General features: G+C 69.7%; 20 protein-coding genes. 14 read left to right on the top strand and 6 right to left on the bottom strand.

Annotation, left to right across the window (positions count from 1 at the left end):
* Window position 1 precedes the first annotated feature (1 nt).
* Both NR810_RS30825 and NR810_RS30830 read right to left on the bottom strand, forming a co-directional pair.
* Window positions 2-397 carry a translation initiation factor gene (locus NR810_RS30825; RefSeq protein ID WP_257457968.1) on the bottom strand — a complete coding sequence of 132 codons (396 nt, stop codon included), beginning with the start codon at window positions 395-397 and terminating at the stop codon, window positions 2-4.
* Between the two features lie 14 nt (window positions 398-411).
* Entirely contained in the window at window positions 412-630 is a 219-nt protein-coding gene (locus NR810_RS30830; RefSeq protein ID WP_257457969.1) for a hypothetical protein, read from the bottom strand.
* A 153-nt stretch (window positions 631-783) separates the two neighbouring features.
* On the opposite strand from NR810_RS30830, the gene NR810_RS30835 reads away from it, so the two are divergent.
* Both NR810_RS30835 and NR810_RS30840 read left to right on the top strand, forming a co-directional pair.
* Window positions 784-3,936: a serine/threonine-protein kinase gene (locus NR810_RS30835; RefSeq protein ID WP_257457970.1), complete on the top strand. Its 3,153-nt coding sequence runs from the start codon at window positions 784-786 to the stop codon at window positions 3,934-3,936.
* Window positions 3,937-4,236: 300 nt separating this feature from the next.
* A complete protein-coding gene (locus tag NR810_RS30840; protein WP_326522523.1) occupies window positions 4,237-4,920 on the top strand; it encodes a helix-turn-helix domain-containing protein in 684 nt (227 codons plus the stop codon).
* 92 nt (window positions 4,921-5,012) lie between these two features.
* Here the strand turns inward: NR810_RS30840 and NR810_RS30845 are convergent, their stop codons facing one another.
* Entirely contained in the window at window positions 5,013-5,216 is a 204-nt protein-coding gene (locus NR810_RS30845; protein ID WP_257457971.1) for a hypothetical protein, read from the bottom strand.
* Between NR810_RS30845 and NR810_RS30850 the strand changes: the two genes are divergently transcribed.
* From NR810_RS30850 to NR810_RS30880, 7 genes are all read left to right on the top strand, one after another.
* On the top strand, window positions 5,203-5,469 hold the full coding sequence (locus NR810_RS30850; protein ID WP_257457972.1) for a hypothetical protein: 267 nt from the start codon (window positions 5,203-5,205) through the stop codon (window positions 5,467-5,469). The genes NR810_RS30845 and NR810_RS30850 overlap by 14 nt on opposite strands.
* A gap of 245 nt (window positions 5,470-5,714) precedes the next feature.
* Window positions 5,715-6,437, top strand: coding sequence for an RNA polymerase sigma factor (locus NR810_RS30855; protein ID WP_257457973.1), 723 nt, complete (start codon window positions 5,715-5,717; stop codon window positions 6,435-6,437).
* On the top strand, window positions 6,434-7,879 hold the full coding sequence (locus tag NR810_RS30860) for a serine/threonine-protein kinase (RefSeq protein ID WP_257457974.1): 1,446 nt from the start codon (window positions 6,434-6,436) through the stop codon (window positions 7,877-7,879). Before NR810_RS30855 ends, NR810_RS30860 begins: the two co-directional genes overlap by 4 nt.
* 421 nt (window positions 7,880-8,300) lie before the next feature.
* Window positions 8,301-9,725, top strand: a complete 1,425-nt coding sequence (locus NR810_RS30865; RefSeq protein WP_257457975.1) for an HNH endonuclease — start codon at window positions 8,301-8,303, stop codon at window positions 9,723-9,725.
* A gap of 2 nt (window positions 9,726-9,727) precedes the next feature.
* Window positions 9,728-10,165, top strand: coding sequence for an SMI1/KNR4 family protein (locus tag NR810_RS30870; protein WP_257457976.1), 438 nt, complete (start codon window positions 9,728-9,730; stop codon window positions 10,163-10,165).
* Between the two features lie 141 nt (window positions 10,166-10,306).
* Window positions 10,307-10,759 carry a hypothetical protein gene (locus tag NR810_RS30875; protein ID WP_257457977.1) on the top strand — a complete coding sequence of 151 codons (453 nt, stop codon included), beginning with the start codon at window positions 10,307-10,309 and terminating at the stop codon, window positions 10,757-10,759.
* 8 nt (window positions 10,760-10,767) lie between these two features.
* On the top strand, window positions 10,768-11,319 hold the full coding sequence (locus NR810_RS30880) for a thiol-disulfide oxidoreductase DCC family protein (RefSeq protein ID WP_257457978.1): 552 nt from the start codon (window positions 10,768-10,770) through the stop codon (window positions 11,317-11,319).
* A gap of 101 nt (window positions 11,320-11,420) precedes the next feature.
* On the opposite strand, the gene NR810_RS30885 is transcribed toward NR810_RS30880, so the two are convergent.
* Window positions 11,421-13,031: a golvesin C-terminal-like domain-containing protein gene (locus tag NR810_RS30885; RefSeq protein WP_257457979.1), complete on the bottom strand. Its 1,611-nt coding sequence runs from the start codon at window positions 13,029-13,031 to the stop codon at window positions 11,421-11,423.
* A 174-nt stretch (window positions 13,032-13,205) separates the two neighbouring features.
* Window positions 13,206-13,562: a DMT family transporter gene (locus tag NR810_RS30890; protein ID WP_306818651.1), complete on the bottom strand. Its 357-nt coding sequence runs from the start codon at window positions 13,560-13,562 to the stop codon at window positions 13,206-13,208.
* A gap of 119 nt (window positions 13,563-13,681) precedes the next feature.
* Here NR810_RS30890 and NR810_RS30895 point away from each other — a divergent pair, with 119 nt between their 5' ends.
* The 4 genes from NR810_RS30895 (at window position 13,682) to NR810_RS30910 (ending at window position 20,596) form a co-directional block, all read left to right on the top strand.
* Window positions 13,682-17,197 carry a VIT domain-containing protein gene (locus NR810_RS30895; protein WP_257457980.1) on the top strand — a complete coding sequence of 1,172 codons (3,516 nt, stop codon included), beginning with the start codon at window positions 13,682-13,684 and terminating at the stop codon, window positions 17,195-17,197.
* 70 nt (window positions 17,198-17,267) lie between these two features.
* On the top strand, window positions 17,268-18,212 hold the full coding sequence (locus NR810_RS30900; protein ID WP_257457981.1) for a DUF808 domain-containing protein: 945 nt from the start codon (window positions 17,268-17,270) through the stop codon (window positions 18,210-18,212).
* Window positions 18,213-18,249: 37 nt separating this feature from the next.
* Entirely contained in the window at window positions 18,250-18,723 is a 474-nt protein-coding gene (locus tag NR810_RS30905) for a DUF4112 domain-containing protein (RefSeq protein WP_257457982.1), read from the top strand.
* A 109-nt stretch (window positions 18,724-18,832) separates the two neighbouring features.
* A complete protein-coding gene (locus NR810_RS30910; protein ID WP_257457983.1) occupies window positions 18,833-20,596 on the top strand; it encodes a DUF4832 domain-containing protein in 1,764 nt (587 codons plus the stop codon).
* A 15-nt stretch (window positions 20,597-20,611) separates the two neighbouring features.
* Here NR810_RS30910 and NR810_RS30915 read toward each other — a convergent pair whose 3' ends face one another.
* Window positions 20,612-21,211 (bottom strand): short chain dehydrogenase, encoded by a 600-nt coding sequence (locus NR810_RS30915; RefSeq protein WP_257457984.1) that lies wholly within the window; start codon window positions 21,209-21,211, stop codon window positions 20,612-20,614.
* Window positions 21,212-21,320: 109 nt separating this feature from the next.
* On the opposite strand from NR810_RS30915, the gene NR810_RS30920 reads away from it, so the two are divergent.
* On the top strand, window positions 21,321-22,241 hold the full coding sequence (locus NR810_RS30920) for a LysR family transcriptional regulator (RefSeq protein ID WP_257457986.1): 921 nt from the start codon (window positions 21,321-21,323) through the stop codon (window positions 22,239-22,241).

The raw sequence follows: 22,241 nt of genomic DNA on the forward strand, positions 1-22,241 counted from the left end.
CTCAGCCGTGCACCACGCGCTTGACGCCCCGGCGCAGCAGCAGATCCGGCAGCGTGAAGCGGTGGTCTCCCTGGAGGACCAGCCGCTCGCCCTCCACCGAGCCCCGGCAGGCCAGAGCCCGCTGCAGGGCCTGGAGCCACGCCTCCAGCTCGGCTCCCGGCAGGCCCAGCCCCTCCACCACCGTCACCTCCTTGTCGCCGCGGCCCGTCTCGAGCCGCACCACCGCGCGCTCGGGGCCCTGGGGTGGAGGCTCCTCGGGGAAGTCCTCCCGCCGCACCTGGGGCTTCGTGGAGGGCAGGGTGTCGCGCAGGCCCTCGAGCCGGGCGAACGGGTTGTTGAAGCCCTTCGCCTTCGGGTCCTGCTTGCCGCTGGAGTCCTTGTCCTTCTGTTTCGCCATGGCCTGCGCCTCCTTCACGGAACCCGGCGCCCGACAAGGCGCGTGAGGATGTCCTGGAACTCGTCGGGACCGATGTCGAGGCGCTCGACGACGTACCCGTAGAGCATGGCCGTCGGGACGTTGCGGCCTCCGCGCTCCTCCTGGAGCTGGTGCAGCGTGTGGAGGATGACGCGCTCCACGCGCGTGAGTCCGTCACGCACATCGGGGATTCGGTCGCGTGGATCGATGGGCACTCTCGCTACCTCGTGGCCCGGGAGCCTATGTCACCCCGGCGCGAGCGCCGCACTCGTCCCGAAGGGCCCGGGGCTGGCGCGTCTTCCCCTTTTTCCGGGTAGCCAACCCATGGCGCATCGCGCCACAATGGAGGGAGGACAGGGGAGACGTGAATGGCGGAAAGCACGATCGACAGCATCTGCCCCGAGGAGAACTTCGTGCGGGAAGCCGCCTCGGGACGGTTTCCGGAGGCGGAGGTCGCGCGGCTCATCGCGCATGCGGAGAAGTGCCCCGCGTGCGGCCCGTTGCTGGTGCGCAGTGGGACCTCGACCGCCTTCTCGGCGGAGGTCCCCACCAACGTGGTGCCAGCGCCGGCGCCGCTGCCCGAGAGCCCTCCGCGGGAGGTGCTCCCGCGCGGCGCGCTGGTGGGACGCTACATGGTGCTGGAGAAGCTGGGGTCCGGCGGCATGGGCGTGGTGTACGCCGCGTATGACCCCGAGCTGGACCGCAAGCTCGCCCTCAAGCTGCTCCATGTGGAGTCGGACCAGGTGGAGAAGGGTGGCGGACAGGCCCGGCTGTTGCGCGAGGCGCAGGCCCTGGCGCGCCTGGCCCACCCGCACGTCATCTCCATCTACGACGTGGGGACGTGGGAGGAGCGTGTCTTCATCGCGATGGAGCTGGTGGAGGGGCCCTCGCTGCGCGACTGGCTGAAGCAGGGGCCGCGTCCCTGGCGCGAGGTGGTGGAGGTCTTCGTCTCGGCCGGACGGGGGCTCGAGGCGGCGCACGCGGCGGGCCTGGTGCACCGCGACTTCAAGCCGGACAACGTCCTGCTGGGCAAGGATGGGCGGGTGAGGGTGCTGGACTTCGGTCTGGCCCGCCAGGCCTCGGCCTCCGACGAGCCCCTGCCTCCACAAGGCGAGCAGCCCTGGCCCGAGCGGGTCAATTCACCGCTGGACACGCCCCTGACGCGGGTGGGCCTGGTCATCGGCACGCCGGCCTACATGGCGCCGGAGCTGTACGGCGGAGGCATCCTCGACGCGCGGGCGGACCAGTTCAGCTACTGCGTGGCCCTCTACGAGGCGCTCTACGGTGAGCGGCCCTTCGGGCGTATCCCGGGCCCGCCCTCCACCTGGCGCACTCCGGAGCCTCCCCGGGACGGACGGGTGCCCGCCAGTGTGCGGCGCATCGTGCTGCGCGGGCTCGAGCAGGATCCCTCGCGGCGCTTCCCCTCCATGACGGAGCTGCTCGAGGCGCTCGGCCGCACCCTGCCGTCGCGCCAGCGGCACTGGCTGGTGGCCGCCGCCAGCCTCCTGTTGCTCTCCCTCGCCGTGGGGCTGCCCCTCCAGCAGCGGGCCCAGGCCGAGCCGCCCTGCAGGGGTGCCGCCCGTCGCCTCGAGGGGCTGTGGGATGGGCCCCGTCAGGCGGCGCTCGCCCAGGTCTTCCACGCCACCGGCAAGCCCAACGCGGACGAGTCCTGGACGCGCACGGCGCGGGTGCTGGACACCTACGCGCAGGGCTGGGTGTCCATGCACACCGAGGCCTGCGAGGCCACGCGGATCCGCGGCGAGCAGTCCGACGAGGTGCTCTCGCTGCGCATGGCCTGTCTGGAGCGGCGGCGGCAGTCGCTCCAGGCCCTCGTGGACGTCTACGCCCACGCCGAGCCGGCGCTGGTGGACCAGGCGGCCCGGGCGGCCCACTCGCTGCCTCCCCTGGACGGGTGCGCCAACGTGGAGGCGCTGCGTGCCACCGTCCGGCCACCGGAGGATCCGGCCACCCTGGAGAAGGTGGAGGGCCTGCGGATCCGCTTCGCCCAGGCCCGGGCCCTCTTCGACAGCGGCCAGTTCAAGCCCGCCCTGGAGCGCATCCGGGCCCTCGCCCAGGAGACGGAGGCCCTGCACTACCGTCCGTTGGAGGCCGAGGTGCTCGAGCTGCGTGGCGCCCTGGAGGAGAAGGCGGGGGACTTCCCGGCGTCCGAGGCCTCGCTCCGGCGGGCGGTGTTGGCGGCGGAGGCGGGTGGGCACGACGAGGTCATCGCCTCGGCCTCCGCCCGACTGGTGCGCTCGGGGATGCTCCAGGCCCGGTTCGAGTCCGGTCACGAATGGGCCGAGCACACCCGCGCGGTGCTGGAGCGGATGGGAGGGGATGACCGCATCGAGGCCTTCGTCCTCAACGCGCTGGGGGCCATCTACCTGCGCCAGGACCAGATGGACGAGTCCCTGGCGCACTTCCGCCGGGTGGTGGAGCTGCGCCAGAAGGTGTATCCGCCCGAGCACCCGGAGGTGGCGGCGGCCTACAACAACCTGGGGGCGGCGCTCACCAAGCTGGGCCGGTTCGAGGAGGCGCGCCAACAGCTCGCCCAGGCGCAGTCCATCTACGAGAAGGCCCTGGGACCCACGCATCCGGAGACGGGCAACGCGCTGCACAACCTGGGACGCATGTCGCAGAACCTCGGGGATGACGCGGCGGCCCTGCGCTACTTCCAGGGCGCCCTGGTGGCGCGCGAGGCCGGGCTGGGTCCGGAGCACCCGGAGGTGGGCGCGTCGTTGGGCTCCATGGGCATCAGCTACTGCGCCCTGCGCCAGTACACGGAGTGCCTCGCCGTCGCCGAGCGGAGTCTGGCCATCCGGACGAAGGCCTTCGGGTCCATGCACCTGGAGCTTCCGACCAGCCTGTCGAGGATGGGGGAGGCCCTGGTGGGACTGGGCAGGAATGCCGAGGCGCTGGAGCGCTTCCAGCAGGCGCTGCGGGTGGCGGAGGGCATCAAGACGCCCTATCCCCCCGACATCATCACCGCGTTGGTCAATCTGGCCGAGGCCCTGCGGGCGCGGGGCAAGCGCGCGGAGGCGCTGTCCCATCTCCAGCGCGCCCTCGCCCTGGCGGAGAAGGAGCTGGGACGGGAATCCTCCGACACTGCTTTCGCGCTGAATGCGTTGGCCGACTGGTACCTGGAAGGCGGGCAGCACCGGCAGGCGCTGGAGCACTACCAGCGGGCCCTGGCCATTCGGGAGAAGACGAGCCCGCCGAAGCACCCGGACCTGTTCGGGCTGCTGGCCGGCATCGGGAGGAGCCAGATGGCGCTCAACGCGCCGGCCCAGGCGGTGGCCCCCCTGGAGCGGGCGCTGGAGCTCACGGACTCTCCGCGCATCGGCCCGGAGGCGGCGGCGGAGCTGCGGTTCCTCCTGGCCCAGGCCCTCTGGGACTCCGGGGGAGGCAAGGAGAGCGCGCGGGAGCTGGCCTCGCGGGCGCTCGAGGCGCTCCGGCAGGCGAAGCAGGAGACGGAGGCCTCGCGGGTGACGGCCTGGCTGGAATCTCACGGGGGCCGCTAGCCCGGCTGGCCCACGGCCGGGGGGCGGGATTGACAGAGCATCCGTTAAAACGGATATTGCGTATGTCCGCTACGGCGGACATGGTTCCGCTATTGGAGACGTCATCTGTATGAGCCAGGCAGCCGAAGTGATCAATCTCGAAGAGTTCCGGAAGCGGCGTGAGCCCAGGCCTTCGTCCACTCGGTCGCCCGCCCCCATGAGCCTCTGGACGCCGGTGTGGGTGTGGGTCATGGTCTGGCCTACGTGAAATCGGTCCGGGAAAATACGCCTGCTGGAAAGCAGGAAGAAGAAGAGGCACCCGTGTCCGCGAAGGGCCGGGGAAAGAAGCGGGAGCAGGCCGGGAAGACGGAGGCGCCGCCGCCCGAGGTCCCTTCCTCCGAGGAGGAGTGGGCCTATGAGGTGGCGCACGCCGAGTCCTCGACGGATCTGGCGCCCATCGTTGGCCGCAACCTGCGCCGCCTGCGCACCCACCGGGGTCTGTCCCTGGAGCGGCTCGCCAAGGCATCCGGGGTGAGCCGCGCCATGCTCGGGCAGATCGAGCTGGGGCAGAGCGCGCCCACCATCAACGTCATCTGGAAGATCGCCCGGGCGCTGGGCATCCCCTTCTCGGCGTTGATCAGCACCACGGCCCAGAGCGGCACCCGGTTGATGAGGGCCTCGCAGGCCAAGCGGCTGGCCTCGCATGACGGGAGCTTCAGCTCGCGGGCGCTCTTCCCGTTCGACGAGCCCCGGCGTGTGGAGTTCTACGAGCTGCGCCTGGCGGCGCACGCGGTGGAGCAGGCGGACGCGCACCCGCCGGGGACGCTGGAGAACCTGGTGGTGACGATGGGGACGGTGGAGATCGACCGGGGCGACGAGCACCATGTGCTGGCCGCGGGAGACGCCATCGTGTTCGAGGCGGACGTGCCGCACGTCTACCGCAACCCGGGCAACGTGGACGCGGTGATGTACCTGGTGATGACGTACGCGGAGACGGTCGGCTAGGCCCTGCGCGCGTCCGCTGGAGATACGAAGAGCCGGCGGGCCCCTGGGGCACTCTCGCCGGCTCTCGCGTTTCCGGCCCTACGGGCCCGGTGCTACTTCGCGGTGCACATCATCATGGGCATGCCGTTGCACATCATCATCATCGGCATCCCCATGGCCATCATGGAGTTCATCGCGTCGCAGCAGTCCTTCATCATCTCCATCTGACCCGCGTCCATGGGCATCATCCGGCACATCATGCCGTCCTTGCCCATTTCACAGGTCATCCGGGCCATCATCGGCATGCGCATCATCATGGGCATCATCATGGGCATGCCACCCATCATGGGGTTCATGCCCATCATGGGGTTCATACCGCCCATCATGGGCATGGGCATCATGCCGCCCATCATCGGGTTCATGCCGCCCATCATGGGCATGGGCATGGGCATCATGCCGCCCATCATCGGGTTCATGCCCATCATGGGGTTCATGCCGCCCATCATGGGCATGGGCATCATGCCGCCCATCATCGGGTTCATTCCGGACTGCATCGGCATGGGCATCTGAGTGGCAGGGGTCATGGTTCGGCCTCGTGTGGGTGTGACTGGGAGTGTTGCTCGGGCCAGGGACGGTAGAGAGGGGCGCCTCCCCCGACAACGCGGGGGTGTCTTTTCCTCCGGTGAAACGGAGGTGTCGCTCCAGGCGGCGGAGAGGTGTGTCCGGCAGCGAGCAGGGCCTGGGGCGGATGTGCACTCCCGGGCAGGGGGCTGCCCCCGAGGAGGGCGCCGTGGATTTGCGCTAGAACCTCGCACATGAGCGCAGATCCGCGAGAGGAAGGGCCGGGCTCCTTCCCACCCACGCGTTGGACTCTCATCCGCTCGGCGAAGGCTTCCCCGGAGGCCCGTCGCGCGGCGCTGGAGTCGCTGCTGCGCACCTATTGGCGCCCGCTCTACGTCTTCATGCGCCGCCAGGGGTTGGACTCGGAGGCCGCGCGCGACGCCGTGCAGGATCTGCTCGTGCGGCTGCTGGAGCACGAGTTCCTCGAGCGGCTGAATCCCGAGAAGGGCCGGCTGCGCGGCTATCTGCTGACGGCGGCCCGCAACCACCTCATCCACCGGCACGAGCGCGAGAGCGCGGCCCGGCGTGGGGGCGGGGTGGCATCGTTGCCGCTGGACTTCGAGCTGGCGGAGCGGATCGCCTCCGAGGAAGGGCAGGGACCGGACGAGGCCTTCGAGCGGGAGTGGGCGGCGAGTGTGATGGAGCGCGCGCTGGAGCGGCTGAAGTCCGAGTACGACAGCGGTGCGCGCAGCGGCCCGTTCGCCCTGGTGCTCCAGTTCTTCCGTCCGGGCGAGCCGCCGAGCTACCGGGAGGCGGCGGCGGCGTACGGCATGTCGCTGCCGCAGCTCAAGACGTTCCTGCACCGGGCGCGGGTGCGCTACCGCGAGCTGGTGCGCGAGGAGGTGACGGACACGGTGGGTGCACCCGAGGAGGCGGAGGCCGAGCTGGCGGAGCTGCTGCGGGTGCTGAAGCGATGAGTGCCCGGTGCCCTCGCTGCGGTACGCCGGTGGATGGTGGGCGCCTGGCGGTGTGTCCCGGCTGCCTCCTGGGCGAGGACGTGGAGGACCCCGGGCGCATCGGCTCGTTGGAGTTGGAGGAGGAGATCGGCCGTGGAGGCATGGGCCGCGTCTTCCGCGCGCGCCACGTGCGGCTGGACCGTCCGGTGGCGGTGAAGTTCCTCTCGGGGGAGGCCGCCTCGAGCCCCGAGGCGCAGGCCCGCTTCGCCCGGGAGGCACGGGCGCTGGCGCTGTTGGACCATCCGAACATCGTCCGGGTGCACGACTTCGGAGAGGAGGAGGGCGAGCGCTTCCTGGTGATGGAGCTGGTGGAGGGCCGGTCCCTGGCGGAGCTGCTGCCGCTGCCACCGGCGGAGGCCGTGCGCATGGCGCTCCAGGTGTGCGACGCGCTGGCCTATGCCCATGCACGAGGCGTGGTGCACCGGGACATCAAGCCGGCCAACATCCTGGTGGACGGGGAGGGACGGGTGAAGGTGACGGACTTCGGCATCGCGCGCATCGTGCGCCAGGAGGGGCCTCGGGACACCCTGACCGCCGCGCACACGGTGGTGGGGACGCCCGAGTACATGGCCCCCGAGGCGCTCGCGGGAGCGCCGCCCGAGCCGCGCATGGACGTGTACGCGGTGGGCGTGCTGCTGCACGAGATGGTGACGGGCCGGCCCCCGGTGGCGGGCATGCCGTCGTTGACGGGAGCGCTCGGGGTGGTGGTGCGGAGGGCGGTGGCGCTGGAGCCCTCGCGGCGCTACGCGAGCGCGCGAGCCCTGGGCCTGGAATTGCGGCGGCTGGAGGACGGAGGGGCGGAGGCGGCCCTGCCGCCGGACGAAGCCATCTGGCTGCGGGCGGTGGCGGTGTTGCAGGCGGTGGCGAGCGCGCTGGTGTTGTGGGCGCTGGTGGTGTCGGTGACGCCGCGGGTGCTGGCGTCGCACGAGTTGGATCCACTCACCATGCAACCGGCGGCGAGGCTCGCGGATGGCCGGTGGGTGACGCGGGCGCGCTTCGAGACAGGCCCCATCCTGGGGGCGGTGGCGGGGCTGGCGGTGGCGCTCGCGGCGTACGGGCTGCTGAGGAGACACTGGAGACACGAGGGACTGGACGCGCCCGCCCCGGAGGTGCCGTTGCGCGAGTCCCGGAGCTTCCTGGGCGTGGCGTGCGCGTGCTCGGGGCTGTTCGCCCTGCGTGGCGTGCTGGAGTGGGGGGCGGACATCACCCTGCCTCCCTTCATGCCGCTGGTGGGGGGCTTGCTGGAGTTGTCGGCGCTCTACCTCCTGTGCGTCTCCACCCTGGAGGCGTGGCGCCGCCAGAGGCCGCTCTCCCGCGAGCCCGCGATGTGGGCGGGGCTGGTGCTGATGCTCACGCCGCCGGTGCTCGAGTTCGGCCTCTACCTGTGGCACTGGGTGCCCTGAGCATCCGTTCACGCTCGGGTATCATCGTGTGCGCATGGACACCGAGGGCGACCGCTACGTGTACGAGTACATATCCGGGTCATCGCAATGGCCATCCCTGGTCCGCGCACTTGCAAGGGTGGCCCTGGTGCTACTGTCCGGATGCGCGCTGAAGGGGCCACTGCGGCCTCCACTGGAGGACACGTCGGCGAACACCCATTACCGGCCCTTTACCCCACTGGGGCCCTCGGACACGCTTGCCGAGGACGCGCGTGCCGCCCGGGTGGGCTGGCGCCGCCCAACGTCCAAACCTGCCGCAGTAGACCCTCTGGATGACTGGGAGGCGGAGAGACCCGGCTGGCCGGATGGGGTGGGTGACGGTCGCCCCTACTCCGTACCCATGAGCCTGGACTGGTTCCAGGGCTTTCTCGTGGAGGCAGGAGTGCCCACGAGTGCACTTCCCGAGGACGGACGCACACTCTTCCCCGCGCAGGCGATGGAACTGCTGCCGCACCTGCTCTCCACGCCGGTGACGCTGGGCAACTTCGGCCCGCGGCGCATGGCGGCGCACCTGCTGCTGGAGGTGGCGACGGGCGGCGTCCCGGTGTCACGTGACGAGCTGCACGCGCGCATGCGCCGCTTTGCGCGGTTGCTGGTGGTGCGTCCGGATGGCTACCTGGTGAAGCCCGCCACGGGGGTGGCGGTGCAAAAGGCGGGCGAGGTGGTGCTGGCGAAGGATGGCACTCTGCGCGCCGACCGCTTCGAGGTGGGCCCCTTCTACGCCATGGAAGGCGGACATCTCTTTTCGGTGGATGACGCCCTGGAGGTGCCGCACGGGTCGTTCCCCGTAGGACGTTACGAGCCTGACGACGGGGTGTTGCTGCCAGTGGTGGAGGGGGCCGTGCTGGCGGTGGTGGACACGGTGGAGGGCCTCTACCGGCTCGCCTTCCACCCAAGAGAGACGCTGGAGGGCCTGACCCAGTTGCCGGGAGTGGTGCGCGAGCTGTACGAGAACGCGCCTCAGCGCTGGGATGCGTTTCGCCACAAGCCCTATGCGGAGAAGGTGCGCACCATGTCGCGCCTCGCCACGGGAGCGGTGCTGCTGGTGGGGACCTCGGGGGCGGGCGCCGCGAAGGCGGCCTCCTGGGGTGGTCGGCTGGGCAATGTCTCCATTCCCCTCCTCTCCCTCTCGGGCGATGGCCTGATGGCTGTGCGCTTGGTGGCCTTGCCCGTGGGTGGCGTCGTCAGCGCTGCGGCTCCCGCCCTCGGTGCCACCTATGTGCTGCACATGGCCAACGCCAGAGCTCGGGGAACGGCCGGTAACGGGAGTGCCAATGACCGCACCCATTCCGGGGTGAGCACACGTACCCCGCCAGGTAGATACCGGCTGCACTTCATCGAGCCATGGCGCAAGCCTCAGCTCACCGCTGACGGCAGGATCATTCCGTACAAGGGAACGAGGACTCCACCCGAACCCATCGTGAATCTGGGACGTAATCGTGCCGGGCAGACGGTCTCGGATGGAAAGACCGCCATCGTGTTCGACAAGGATGGCTTTCCTGAGTTCGACACGAGCTTCGAAACTCTCTTGGATGACGTGCACATCGGAAGCAGGGATCGCCTCGCGCACTACAAGGCGGCCAACCAGAAGTTGTTCCAATCCATTCGTGAAGACCCATCGTTGGGGCGTGCTCTCGGGCTGAGCCCGGAAGCCGTCGACAAACTGCCGACATCTACGAAGCCGCCCACTGGCTATTCGTGGCATCACCACCAGGATGTCGGTCGGATGCAGCTCATCATGACAAAATCCCACCTGCTCGCTGCTCCTCACACGGGAGGAATGGCCATCTGGGGAGGAGGCCCGTAGCCATGGCCGTGCGCTGGGAGCCCTATGTCTGGGATGCACCTCATCCCGCGGACCCGCATGAGGTCGAGCTCCTCGAACAGCAGTGGAGCGTGAGATTTCCCTCCGACTACAGGCGTCTCGTTGTGGCACACCAGGGCATGAGTCCCGAGCCCTCTGCTTTCGACGTCGGCTCGGGCAGAGATGTCTTCTGTGTCCTGTTGACGGTCAGCATCGACGAGGAGCGGGACGAGTACTCCCTCCGTTACGTGTACGGCATCCTCGAACCCCACGTCCCAGCGGGCATCTTCCCCTTTGCGCTCACCCCGGGAGGAGAGTTCCTTTGCTTCGACTACCGGGCCTCTCCTGAGCACCCGGCAGTCGTTCTCGTCTCCGTGGAGATGCTCGTTCATTCCGTTGCTGGCAGCTTCAGCGATTTCATGGCCAGCCTGTACGACGCCTGAGCGGGTGATGTTCCAGCCCGCATCCGCCCCGCAACCGCGAAAATTCCTTCCGGTACTCCCTGATGGAAGGGGAGGGCGGCGCCAACCCGCCGAGGGGCACTGGAGCCCCGGGCGACCGCGCTCCCCCGAGGGAGACGTGTCATGGATCCGACGACCCCGGTGCCCGTGTCGAGCCACTTCATGGTGGCGGCCTACCTGCTCTACCTGCTCGTGAGCATCACGCTGACGATGTGGGTGGCGAAGACGCTGCAGCGCAATGGCGCCCACTTCCTCCACGATGCGTTCCTGGGGAAGGAGCGGCTGGCGGACTCGGTGAACCACCTGCTGGTGGTGGGCTTCTACCTGATGAACATCGGCTACGTGGCCCTGTCGCTGAAGGAGTACCAGACCATCTGGACGGTGCAGGAGGTCATCGAGCTGGTCTGCGGCAAGGTGGGCAAGGTGATGGTGGTGCTGGGGGCCATGCACTTCTTCAACCTGTACATCTTCAACCGCATCCGCCGCTCCGGGCACCTGCGCCAGCAGCCGCCGCCCGTGCTGCCGCGCGAGTTCACCCGCGTGTCGGCCCCGGCCCCGGTGCCCGAGGGGGCGTGAGGTGAGTCATGCGTGCCCTCAGCGTGCTGTATGACGAGACGTGCGGCTTCTGCGTGCGCTGTGCCCAATGGCTGCGGGAACAGCGCATGCTGGTGGGGCTCGAGTGCCTCCCGGCCGGGAGCGAGGAGGCAGCGCGGCGGTTCCCCGAGCTGCGCCGGGCCGGCACCGCGCAGGAGTTGTTGGTGGTGGATGACGAGGGCGGCGTCTACCGCGACACCCACGCATGGTTGATGGTGCTGTGGGCGCTGGAGGACTACCGGACGTGGGCGGTGCGCCTGTCCCGTCCCTCGCTGATGCCCTTCGCGCGCAACGCCTTCGAGCTGCTCTCCAGCAACCGCCGGAGGCTGTCCGACTGGCTGCACCTGGAGGACGAGCGCGTGCGGAAGGACCTGGAGGCGCTGGGTGCTCCCGATGCCCCGAAGTGCGCCCCGGAGGACGGGGCCTGCCGCCTGCCTCACGGGGGGCGATGCGAGGGGTGTGGCCGGCCCATGGCTCGAGGCCGGGTCGCCTGCCCGCACTGCCTGGCGGAAGTGGCCGGGGGGAGGGAACAGCCCGTTTGATGCGACTGCCAATCCGGGCCGGACGCGGGCTGTAGCGGAGCACCGCGTCCGGCTCGGGTCTGGCGCCGCCATGGGGCTCACGGCGGCGCCAGCCAGGAACCTCAGCGGACGCGGATGGCGTCGGCGATGACCACGTAGCCCGTCGCGGCCCAGCGGCTCAGCTGCACCTTGTTCCAGCCGGCCGGGAAGCTCCACGTCCCCAGCGCGTTCCAGGTGCCGCCGCCGGTCTGCTGGTTCTTGTTCACCGTGGCCAGCTTGGTGCCGTTCGCGTTCCAGATGACGAAGGGCGCGGCGGGCGAGCGGTTGGTCCCCGCGGTCCACCAGGCCTCGATCGTCTTCGTGCCCGCCGTCGGCATGTAGAACCAGAACGTGGCCGGGTCGGACACCGCCTCGGTGGGGGCGTGGAAGTAGCCCGAGCCGTAGTAGCCCGGCGTCGCGGACGAGGACGTCCAGTTGGCCGACACCTCGATGTAGCCCTTGGAGGAGTCGTTGTTGGCGTTGTTGCTGTCGACGACGAGGCCCGTGGTGGTGGTGCCGCAGTAGCCCTGCACCTTGCTGATGTACGAGGACCACGGCCAGTTGGGACCCGGGTCCGTGCGGCTGGCCGGCTGCAGCCGTCCGTGCGCCACGATGTGGTAGCTGTCACGCACGATGGCCTGGTCCTTGGTGATGTCGCACGTCAGCTTCGCCGACGCTTCGATCTGCCCGGCCGGGAAGGACGTCTGGCTGGCGTAGCCGCCGTGCTCGATGCCCACCGAGAAGTGGTTCACCGACACACCCTGCAGGCCGCACATCACGCCGCCGTTGAGGTTGCAGTCGTAGCTGGCGCCCACGTGCCAGCCGCGGCTCGACTCGCGCACCAGCTGGGAGATCTCCGAGCCGCTCTCGTTCACCACGTAGTGCGCGCTCACGCCGGAGGCGGAGTTGGTCAGCCAGCTCCAGCAGCTCGAGTAGCTGCCCTCACAGGTGTGGATGACCACGATCTGCACGTCGCCCGTGGAGCCCGTGGGACGCGCGTTGTAGTTGGGCGAGGGGCGCCAGATGGAGGCGGCGTAGTCCGGACCGGCGGCCAGCGCGTGCACGCGGGGCGAGTCGAACTGCGCGCGCACCTGCGTGGGCATGAGCGAGACGGCCAGGTCGCCCGCGGGCGTCTGGGCCACCGCGCCCAGGCGCATCACGTTGTACACCTCATTGTGGATGTACTCGGCCTGCGCGTCGGCGCTGGTGATGCCGCTGAGCTTCGCCACGGCCGGGGCCCAGGCGCCCACCTCCGAGCGGTCCAGCTTCAGCTCGTCCGCGGTGGCCGACAGCAGCGCCGCGTAGGCGCGGATGTTGGCCTCGGGCTGGGTGCGCACGGCCTCCTCGGACACACCGGCCAGGCGAGCGCCCTCGGTGATGTTCGCGCCGCGCAGGGCCATGAGACCGTGGGCCGCGGGCATGCCGGCGAACTCCTCCTCACCCTTGACCATCTCCCACCGGGTCTCGGCGTAGGAGATGGCCTTGAGCAGGTCGGCGGGAACGCGGAAGTCAGCGGCCGCCTGGGCGAAGAAGCCGTCCAGCTGGTACGGGGTGCGCTCGGCCTCGCGCTGCGCGGGCGTGCGCGAGTCCTCGACGGAGACGGGAGGGGTGGGGGTCTCGGACTCCTGTGCGCCGCATGCTGCCAGCGTGAGGGCCGTGGCTGCGACCGCCAGCGGCTTACGAATCAGACTCATGGTGCTCCTCGGGGGGAAGAGTGTTTCACGGCGCCACCCCCTTCCAGGGGGGACCGCGAACCCCAGGATGCACTTGCTTGGAGGTCGAAGGAAAGCTGAAATTCTTGAAAATAGGGACTTCTCAATAAAACGACTTCACTCGGTGTGCGTCTCCTCGAGCACTCCCGGGCCGGGTCATTCCCGGCGCAGCAGCAGGACTCCGGAGACGATGAGCAGCACCGCCAGGACGCGCGCGAACGACAGGCTCTCGCGGAAGAGCAGGACGCTGAAGGCGAGAGCCATGGCCGCCTCCAGTCCGAGCACCGCGATGTACACGACGCCCAGGTCCGCCCGGCGCAGCGCGACGGCCTGGAGGAGGGCCCCGAGCAGGAACAGGGGGAGGAACGCCGCGCTGGGCAGCGGGCGTGTCACCCCATCGGAGAGCTTCATGAAGATTCCTCCGGCCGCGAAGCACGCGGACGCGAGGACCATCTGGATCCAGACTGTTCCCGTCACCATGCGGTCCAGTCTACGTCCAGGTGCGCCGGACATGCGGGGGACTTCGGCGGTGCCAGCGGGTCGGGCATCGTGGCCGCCAGTGTGGCTCAATCATTGGGCAGGTATGACGCAACCATGACACCACGGGAGCATGGCTGTGATTGGCTTCCGGCATGGCTCTTCCGCGTGTCCTCCTCGCCTCGCTGTTGTGGGTGGTCCTGGTTGGCGTGGGCTGTCTGCGTGGCTCCTCGACTCCGCCCGCCAGTGCGGGCACGTCCGCGTCCGTTCCGTCGGCTGTGTCTCCCGAGCCCGCTCCGGTGCCCGAGCCGCTCGCGGACGTGCCGCCGCTCCCGGTGCCCGCGAACGTTCCCGCCGCCTTCGTCGATGCGGGCCTCATCGCGCCCACCACCGCCCCGGGTCTTCCGGACACGAGGAAGGTGGACATCGCTGCGCTGCGTGACGCCGTCGCCGATCCGAAGCCCATTCCCGAGGCGCTGGTCCGCCAGTGGGAGGCACGAGACGAGGAGACAAAGGTGATCGAGGGGGGAGAGGTGGTGGGAGACGCCGTCTACGGGGTGATCGGCGGCGTGCTCGGGGGCCAGCTGGGAGGCGCCGCTCCGCCCCCACCAGCGCCGTTGATGCTAGCCCCTTCTTCCGACTGGGAGGCGGCCGAACGCGAGGAGGAGATGGAGGAGGGGGCTCCCGCCCAACGGAAGCCCGGCGAGCCCATGGCTCCCCGGCCCGTGCTGCCGAAGGTGGAGTCCGCGCCGCGCATGGCCAAGGTGCTGGTGCTGGACGGGCAGGGCCGCTACCAGCCGCTCACGGTGCGCGCGGTGCGCGTGGTGACGTACATCCAGGGCGCCCGTGCTCGCACGGTGGTGGACTACCTCTTCGAGAACGACACCCCACGTTCGCTGGAGGGCACCTTCTATTACCCGCTGCCAGGTGGCGCGACGGTGGCGGGCTTCGCGCTGTACTCGGGAGCGGTGGCGGTGGACTCGCCCTCGCTCTTCCAGTCCTCGAAGCTGCTTCCTCCATTGGGGGACTCGAGCAGGGTGGAGGAGCTGGCGGCCGCGGCCCCGCCGAGCTCTCGGGACGCGGAGTATTTCTGGGGCGATCGCCAGGAGGCCCGGGTCGTCGAGCAAAAGCGGGCCCGCCAGGTCTACGAGGACGTGGTGCGCCAGAACGTGGATCCGGCCCTGCTGGAGTGGGCGGGGGCTTCCACCTTCAGCGCGCGAGTCTTCCCCCTGCCGCCAAAGTCCCTCAAGCGGGTGGTGCTCGCCTACGAGCAGACGCTCCTCTTCGATGGCCAGCAGCTGCGCTACACGTGGCCCCTGCCACCCGAGGCGGGCCGCGCGCTCCAGGTGTCGGCGCGTATCCACGTGGACCCGAGGCATGCACGCGCGATGACGGTGTTGCCAGCGGCGGGCAAGCCGAGAGACCTGGGGCCCTGGCGGGTGTGGGACTGGCCGCGCTTGACGGGGGACGGCGCGTTGCAGGTGGCCCTCACGCCGCCGCGCCAGGACGCGGACGTGCTGGTGGGCTCGGACCCCGCGGGGCTGCCCGGCCAGGCCTTCCACGCGCGGGTGCGGATGCCCTCGAGCCTCATCGGGGGAGAGGGGGGTTCTCCCACCGGGCGCGCGGTGCTGGTGGTGGACACCTCGCTGTCGGCGGAGGACGGCAACGCCTGGGCCCTGCAGGCCGCCATGCTTCGCGCGCTGCTGGAGAGGGACGAGAGCCTCGGCGAGTACGCGGTGCTCCTCTTCGACGTGCGGCCGCGCTGGCTGCATGGCCCGGGCTTCCGGCGCAATACCCCCGAGGCGCGCCGGGAGACCTTTGGCGAGCTGGAGCGTGTCTTCCTCGAGGGCGCCTCGCATGTGGATGGGATGCTGGCCGAGCTGGACCGGGCGGGCCGCGACTGGCTGAAGCCGGCGGCGGGAGGCGGCCGGGTGACGGCCTTCCTGCTCTCGGATGGGAACGTCACCTGGGGGCAGGGACACGTGGACGCGCTCATCTCCCGGCATGCGTCCTCGGAGACGCTGCGGTGGGTGAGCTACCGCTTCGGCGAGTCGGCGGTGAACACGGAGCTCTTCGATGCGCTGGCGCGGGCGGGTGGCGGCCGGGTGGTGAGCGTGCTCTCCGGCTCGGAGGTGCCGGCGGCGGCGCGTGCGCACCGGGCGGCCTCGGCGGTGTTGGTGCGGGTGGAGGTCCGGGGTTCGAAGGTGAAGGACCTGGTGGTGGGGGGACGGCCACATCTCGTCTTCCCGGGGCAGGAACTGCTGGTGGCCGGGCGGCTGGTGGACGAGGGCGCCGCGGAGCTGGAGGTGGTGGTGCGCTTGGAGGGCCAGGAGCGCACGCTGCGGGTGCCGCTGCCGCGAGACCAGGACAGTGCCTTCGCGCCGCGCGCCTGGGCGGAGGGGCTGGTGGCCCGGCTGGTGGCGTTGGAGGACCCTCGGGTGGACCGGATGGTGGTGGCGCTCAGCCAGCACTACCGGCTCGCCAATGCGCGGGCCTCCATGCTGGTGCTGGAGTCGCAAGAAGACTACGTGCGCTATGCGGTGCGCGACGAGCAGGTGGACCTCACCGACCTGGAGGCGCTGCGGCGGCGCGAGCAGGACCAGGAGCGCGAGCGGCTGCGTGGGCTGGCGCTGGACGGAGTGCCCGACTCGGGCCGTGAGGTGCTTCGGGTGCTGGGAGCCAGGCAGGTGGAGCTGGGCTCGCGGCTGACGGCACAACCCCTGCGGGACGAGCCCTATGCGGGAGGGGAGGATCGGCTCCAGGCGGAGCTGGCGTACCGGGCGGCGCGGCGGGCCAACAAGGACGACGTGATGGTGTACGAGGCGGTGGCGCGCAAGCGGGCCTTCGTGGGGGACACGTGGGGGGCGGTGCGGGCCCTCTCGTCACCGGTGGAGCTGCGTCCCAAGGACGCGGAGGCGCTGCGGCTGGTGGGCTACGGGTTGCTGGCGCTCGGCCAGTACGCGGCCGCGGCGGAGCTCTTCGAGCACGTGCGGCTCAACCGCCCCTTCGAGCCGCAGTCCTACCTGGAGGAGGCCCTGGCGCTGGACGCGGCGGGGCGGCCCGCGGAGGCGGCGCGCGACTGGGAGATCCTCCTGGCCGGCGACTGGGCGCGGCACGGCGAGCAGACGAAGAGGGTGGCGGCCCATCACTACGGCCGGATGCTGATGGCGCTGGCGAAGCACCCCCGGCTCTCGGGCGCGGAGGTGGAGTCGCTGGAGGCGCGGCGGCGCGAGCTGGCGAAGCTCGCGGAGATGGGACCCATCGACTACCAGCTCACCCTGCACTGGAGCTCGGACGCGACGGACATCGACCTGTGGGTGGTGGAACCGAGCGGGGAGCGGTGCTCCTACCGGCGGATGCGGACGCGGCTGGGGGGACAGCTCCACTGGGACATCACGGACGGACTGGGGCCCGAGCTGTACCATGCGCGCAAGGCGGCACGAGGCACGTACCAGGTGGCGGTGCACTACTACGGCAACAACTCGGCCCGCTACGTGGTCCCCACGGCGCTCCTGCTGGTGACGGACCGGGAGGTCTTCTCCCGTGACGACGGGTACCAGCGGCGGTTCCAGCTGCGCATCCTGCCGCGGGCGGAGGCCGCGCTGCTCCTGCGCAGCGAGGACGTGGTTCCGGGCAAGCCGGTGGGGAAGGGGAAGGGTGGAGGACGGTAGTGCGCGCTCCCGCCGGGGCAGGCTAGGATGCGCGCCGCTTCAGCCCACCCCTGTTAGAAGGAGCCCTCTCTTGGCATCCAGCCTGCTCGCACTGCTCGACGACATCACCACCATCCTCGACGACGTGTCGGTGATGACCAAGGTGGCCGCGAAGAAGACCGCTGGCGTGCTGGGTGACGATCTGGCGCTCAATGCCCAGCAGGTCACCGGCGTGAACGCGGACCGCGAGCTGCCGGTGGTGTGGGCCGTGGCCAAGGGCTCGGCGGTGAACAAGGCCATCCTGGTGCCCCTGGCGCTGGCCATCAGCACCTTCGTGCCCTGGATGGTGACGCCGCTGCTGATGGCGGGCGGCCTGTTCCTGTGTTTCGAGGGGGTCGAGAAGCTGGCGCACAAGTTCCTGCACAGCCACGAGGAGGACGAGGCCCACCACGCCGAGCTCACCCAGGCCCTGGTCGACCCCAGTGTCGACCTCGTGGCGGTCGAGAAGGACAAGATCAAGGGCGCGGTGCGCACCGACTTCATCCTCTCCGCGGAGATCATCGTGATCTCCCTGGGGGTCATGGTCGACGCGCCCTTCATGACACGGGTCCTGGCGCTGGTCGGCGTGAGCCTGCTGATGACGGTGGGGGTGTACGGCCTGGTGGCCGCCATCGTGAAGCTCGACGATGGCGGGCTCTTCCTCACCCAGAAGCCCGGTGACAGCGGATGGGCGCGGTTCCAGCGCGGCCTGGGGGAGGGCATCCTGAAGACGGCGCCGTGGCTCATGAAGAGCCTGTCGGTCGCTGGCACCGCGGCCATGTTCCTGGTCGGTGGCGGCATCCTCACGCATGGCATTCCCGTGTTGCACCACGCCATCGAGGGGCTGGCCCATCACGCGGGCGCGGTGCCCGGAATCGGGGGCCTGCTGGGGACGCTCGCGCCGTCGCTGGCCGACGCCATTGTGGGCATCCTGTCCGGCGCGGTGGTGCTCGGCGTGGTGCTCGCGGGCAAGCGCGTGCTGGGCCGCAAGGCCTGAGCGCCGAAGCGCCGCGCCTCCCAGGTGACAGCTCACAATGAGCACCTCCTCCAATCCCGCCGCGCTCGAGCAGGTGCGCGGCCTGGCCCGGCAACTGGACACCTCCATCCGGCTGCCTGGGGGCATTCGCATCGGATGGGACGCCCTGCTGGGGCTGATACCGGGCGTGGGTGACTGGGCGGGCGCCTTGCTCTCCAGCTACATCATCTTGCAGGCGGTGCGCCTGGGCGCCTCGCGCGAGGTGCTGCTGCGCATGGTGGGGAACGTGGGGCTGGAGGCCCTCGTGGGCGCGGTGCCCTTCCTGGGCGATGTCTTCGATGCGGCCTGGAAGGCCAATACACGCAACGTGCGCCTGCTCGAGGAGCATCTGATGGCTCCCGCCGCCACCCGCCGCGCCAGCCGGGCGTGGGTGTTCGGCATCGGGGTGCTGCTGGTGGGGGTGCTGGCGCTGGCGGTGACAATCACCGTGCTGCTCTTGCGCGCCCTCGCCTCGCTGGGCGGTCAGACCTGAACCACCGGTCTCGCCGGTTGTGCAGGAAATCCTTGCCTGCGTGTGGCTTAGCGCATAGCGATGCCCGTCTGGCGAAGTCCACGTCCGACGACACCCCAGAGGAGTGTGCATGCTCAGTTCGAAACCCCGGCTCCACCTTTCTCGCGCGGCTCTCGCGATGCTGTTCTCGAGCCTGTTGCTCGTGTCGCCGTCCGCGCATGCGGCCATCTCAGGGATGGTGGTTGGCAACGACGCCACCTCCGTCAGCTATCAATTCCAGTACACCGGGACGCCGGCCTTCCGGCGCGCGTACATCGACGTCGACCGGAATCCCGCGACGGGGTTCGCCCAGCAGGGAATCGGGGCGGACTACCTCCTCGAGAACGACTCCTTGTACAAGCACCTCGGAGGGGGTTGGAGCTGGCAGTTCGTCAAGACGGTGACGCACACGGCCTCGGCGGGCACCGCCAGATGGACGTTCGCGCGGGCGGACATCGGCGAGGGCGCGACCCCGAACGACGCGGACATCGTCTTCCAGGTCGAGACGCCGCTCGAGACGTCTCCCAAATACACCCATGTCTACAGTGGAGGCACGGGGACGGGGACGGGCACGACGACCTACTACGCGGCGAGCAGCGCCACCATCGCCAACCCGGAGCGGGGCTTCTATCACTACACCTCCGACTGCGACAAAACTGACTTCGTCGCATCCACGTTGAGCGGATACCGCACCAACGAGAAGATCACCCAGGTGTTCTGTATCTTCTATCTCTCGGAGTTCAAGAACAGCCCCATCAGTCAGGCCCAGCTGGATCGCTTCCAACGACAGGCGAATGCCGTCCGGGCCGCGGGGCTCAAGATGATCGTCCGGTTCGCCTATACCCTGTCGACCGATGGAGATGACGCTCCCCTGAGCCGGGTCACCGCGCATCTGGATCAGCTGGCGCCGTACCTGCGCGCCAACAGCGACGTCATCGCGGTCGTGCAGACGGGTTTCATCGGCGCATGGGGCGAGTGGTATTACACGCGGAACTTCGGGAACGCGGGCAATGTCTCGCAGACCGATTGGAACAACCGGAAGGCCTTGGTCGACAAGCTGCTCAGCGTTCTTCCGGCCACGCGCATGGTCCAGCTCCGGACGCCCAAGTTCAAGCGCACGATGTATGGCACATCGGCGCTCACCGCTTCGCAGGCCTACAACGGCTCCGCGGTCGCCCGGGTCGGGCACCACAACGACTGCTTCCTGGCCAGCCCCGACGACTGGGGGACGTTCGAGAACACGACGGTCGAATACCCGTACCTGGCGGCCGAGACGAACTACCTCGCCATGGGCGGTGAGACCTGCAACTTCAACCCGCCGCGCTCGGATTGCGCCACCGCGTTGAACGAGCTGGCCTTGTTCCACTACTCCTATCTGAATGCCGACTACGAGGCCACGGTCCTCGGCGGCTGGAGCAATGGCGGGTGCAGGCCCGAGATAGACCGCCGGCTCGGGTACAGGTTCACCCTCGTGTCGGCCACCTTCCCCGCGACCGCCAGCCGTGGCGCGGCGATGCCCGTGGACATCCAACTCAGGAACGAGGGCTGGGCTGCTCCCTTCAATCCCCGGTCGGTCCAGCTGGTTCTGCGGAACACCTCGAGCGGCGCCACCTACCGCCTGCCCCTCTCCGCGGATCCGCGCCATTGGACGGCAGGAGCGACGGTGACGATCAGCCAGGGCGTCACGCTTCCGGCGACCCTGCCAGCAGGCAGCTATGCCCTCCTGCTGAACCTTCCGGATCCGGAGCCTTCCCTGAGCACCCGTCCGGAATACGCCATCCAACTGGCGAACCAGAACGTCTGGGAGGCCTCCACCGGCTTCAACGACCTTCAATGGACCGTGACGGTGCAGTGAGGCCCGGGAGGGCCATCAGAAGACGCGGTAGATCTGCCCGGTCTGGTGGCCCTCCACGCTCCGGCTGTAGCCGAGGGCCACGCGGGCCGCGGGGACGGCCTCGAAGCCCCGGAAGAAGGGCGCGAGCTGTGGCAGCGACTCCTGCACCACGTTCGGGCTGACGAGATTGATGCGCAGCCCCCGAGGCAGCTCGATGGCGGCCCCGCGCACGAAGCCCTCCAACGCGGAGTTCACCATGGAGGCCGAGCTGCCGCAGCGGATGGGCTGCTCGGCGAGGATGCCTCCCGTCACGGTGATGGATCCTCCGTCGTTCAGCCAGGCACGGGCGATCATGGCCAGGTTCACCTGGCCCATCAGCTTGTCGCGCAGGCCGATGCCGAAGTGCTCCTCGGTCATGTCCTCGAGCGGGGCGAAGTGCAGGTTGCCAGCGGCCGAGACCACCGCGTCCACGCGGCCCACCTGCTCGAACATGCGGCGGATGCTGGCGCTGTCGGTGATGTCCACCTTCACGTCACCCCGGCCCCGGCCAGCGCTGACGATCGTGTGCCGGGTGCCCAGCTCCCGGGCGACCGCGCTGCCGATGACTCCATGGGCTCCGACGAGAAGAACCTTCATGACTGCCTCCTTTTTGTTCGATGATGCGAACCAATGCTCGGGTACGCGGAGAAGATGCCCCTGGGAGGCGAGGGGATAAACGGGTCCCGGCTGGAAACACTGTTCGCATATGAAGACAATGCTCGGACGATTCGATCAGTCGCTGGCCTTCGTCACGGTGGCGGAGCTGGGCAGCTTCACGCGAGCGGCGGAGAAGCTCGGCTGCTCGAAGGCCCACGCCAGCGAGCAGGTGGCGGAGCTGGAGAGGGCACTGGGCGTGCAGTTGCTGCACCGGACGACGCGGCGGCTGACGCTGACCGAGGCCGGGCGGCTCTATCTCGAGTACTGCCGTCAGTTGCGCGAGGTGCTGCTGGAAGCGGAGCGCGCGGTCTCGGCGACCACGTCCGAGGTGGGAGGACGGCTACGAATCACCGCACCGACCTCCTTCGGGGAGATCTTCCTGCCCGAGCTGGTGCTGGCGTTCCAGGGCGCCTATCCGAACGTCGAGGTGGAGATCGATTTGAGCGTGCTGCGGAGGGATCTCGTGGCGGACGGATACGACGTGGCACTGCGCACGACCCGCGCGCTGGAGGAGCACCTGGTGGCACGTCCGCTGGGTGTGGTGCGGGAGGTGGTGGTGGCGAGCCCCGCCTTCCTGGCGGCGCACGGACCGCTCGATACCCCCAGTGCGCTGGCGCGGGTCCCGTGCATCCTCAACCCCCACTTCCGTGATGACGCCCTCTGGCTGTTCGAGCGCGATGGCCGCACCGAGACGGCCACCGTGGGAGGCCGGCTGCGCATCAATCTCTACAGCGCCATCCGGCGCGCGGCGCTGGCCGGTGCCGGAGTGGTGCGGCTGCCCCTGTTCCAGGTGCGGGAGGACCTCGAGTCCGGTGCGTTGGTGCGCCTCTGCCCCGGGTACGAGCTGGTGGCCATGCCGCTGTACCTGCTCTATCCGTCACGTCGGCACCTGCCGCTGCGGACCCGGGTGTTCATCGACTTCCTGCTGCGCTGGTTCGAGGCGCCGGAGCGCCGCGCGCTGCTCACTTGA

It is taken from the genome of Archangium lipolyticum, from assembly GCF_024623785.1.
Lineage (GTDB): Bacteria > Myxococcota > Myxococcia > Myxococcales > Myxococcaceae > Archangium > Archangium lipolyticum.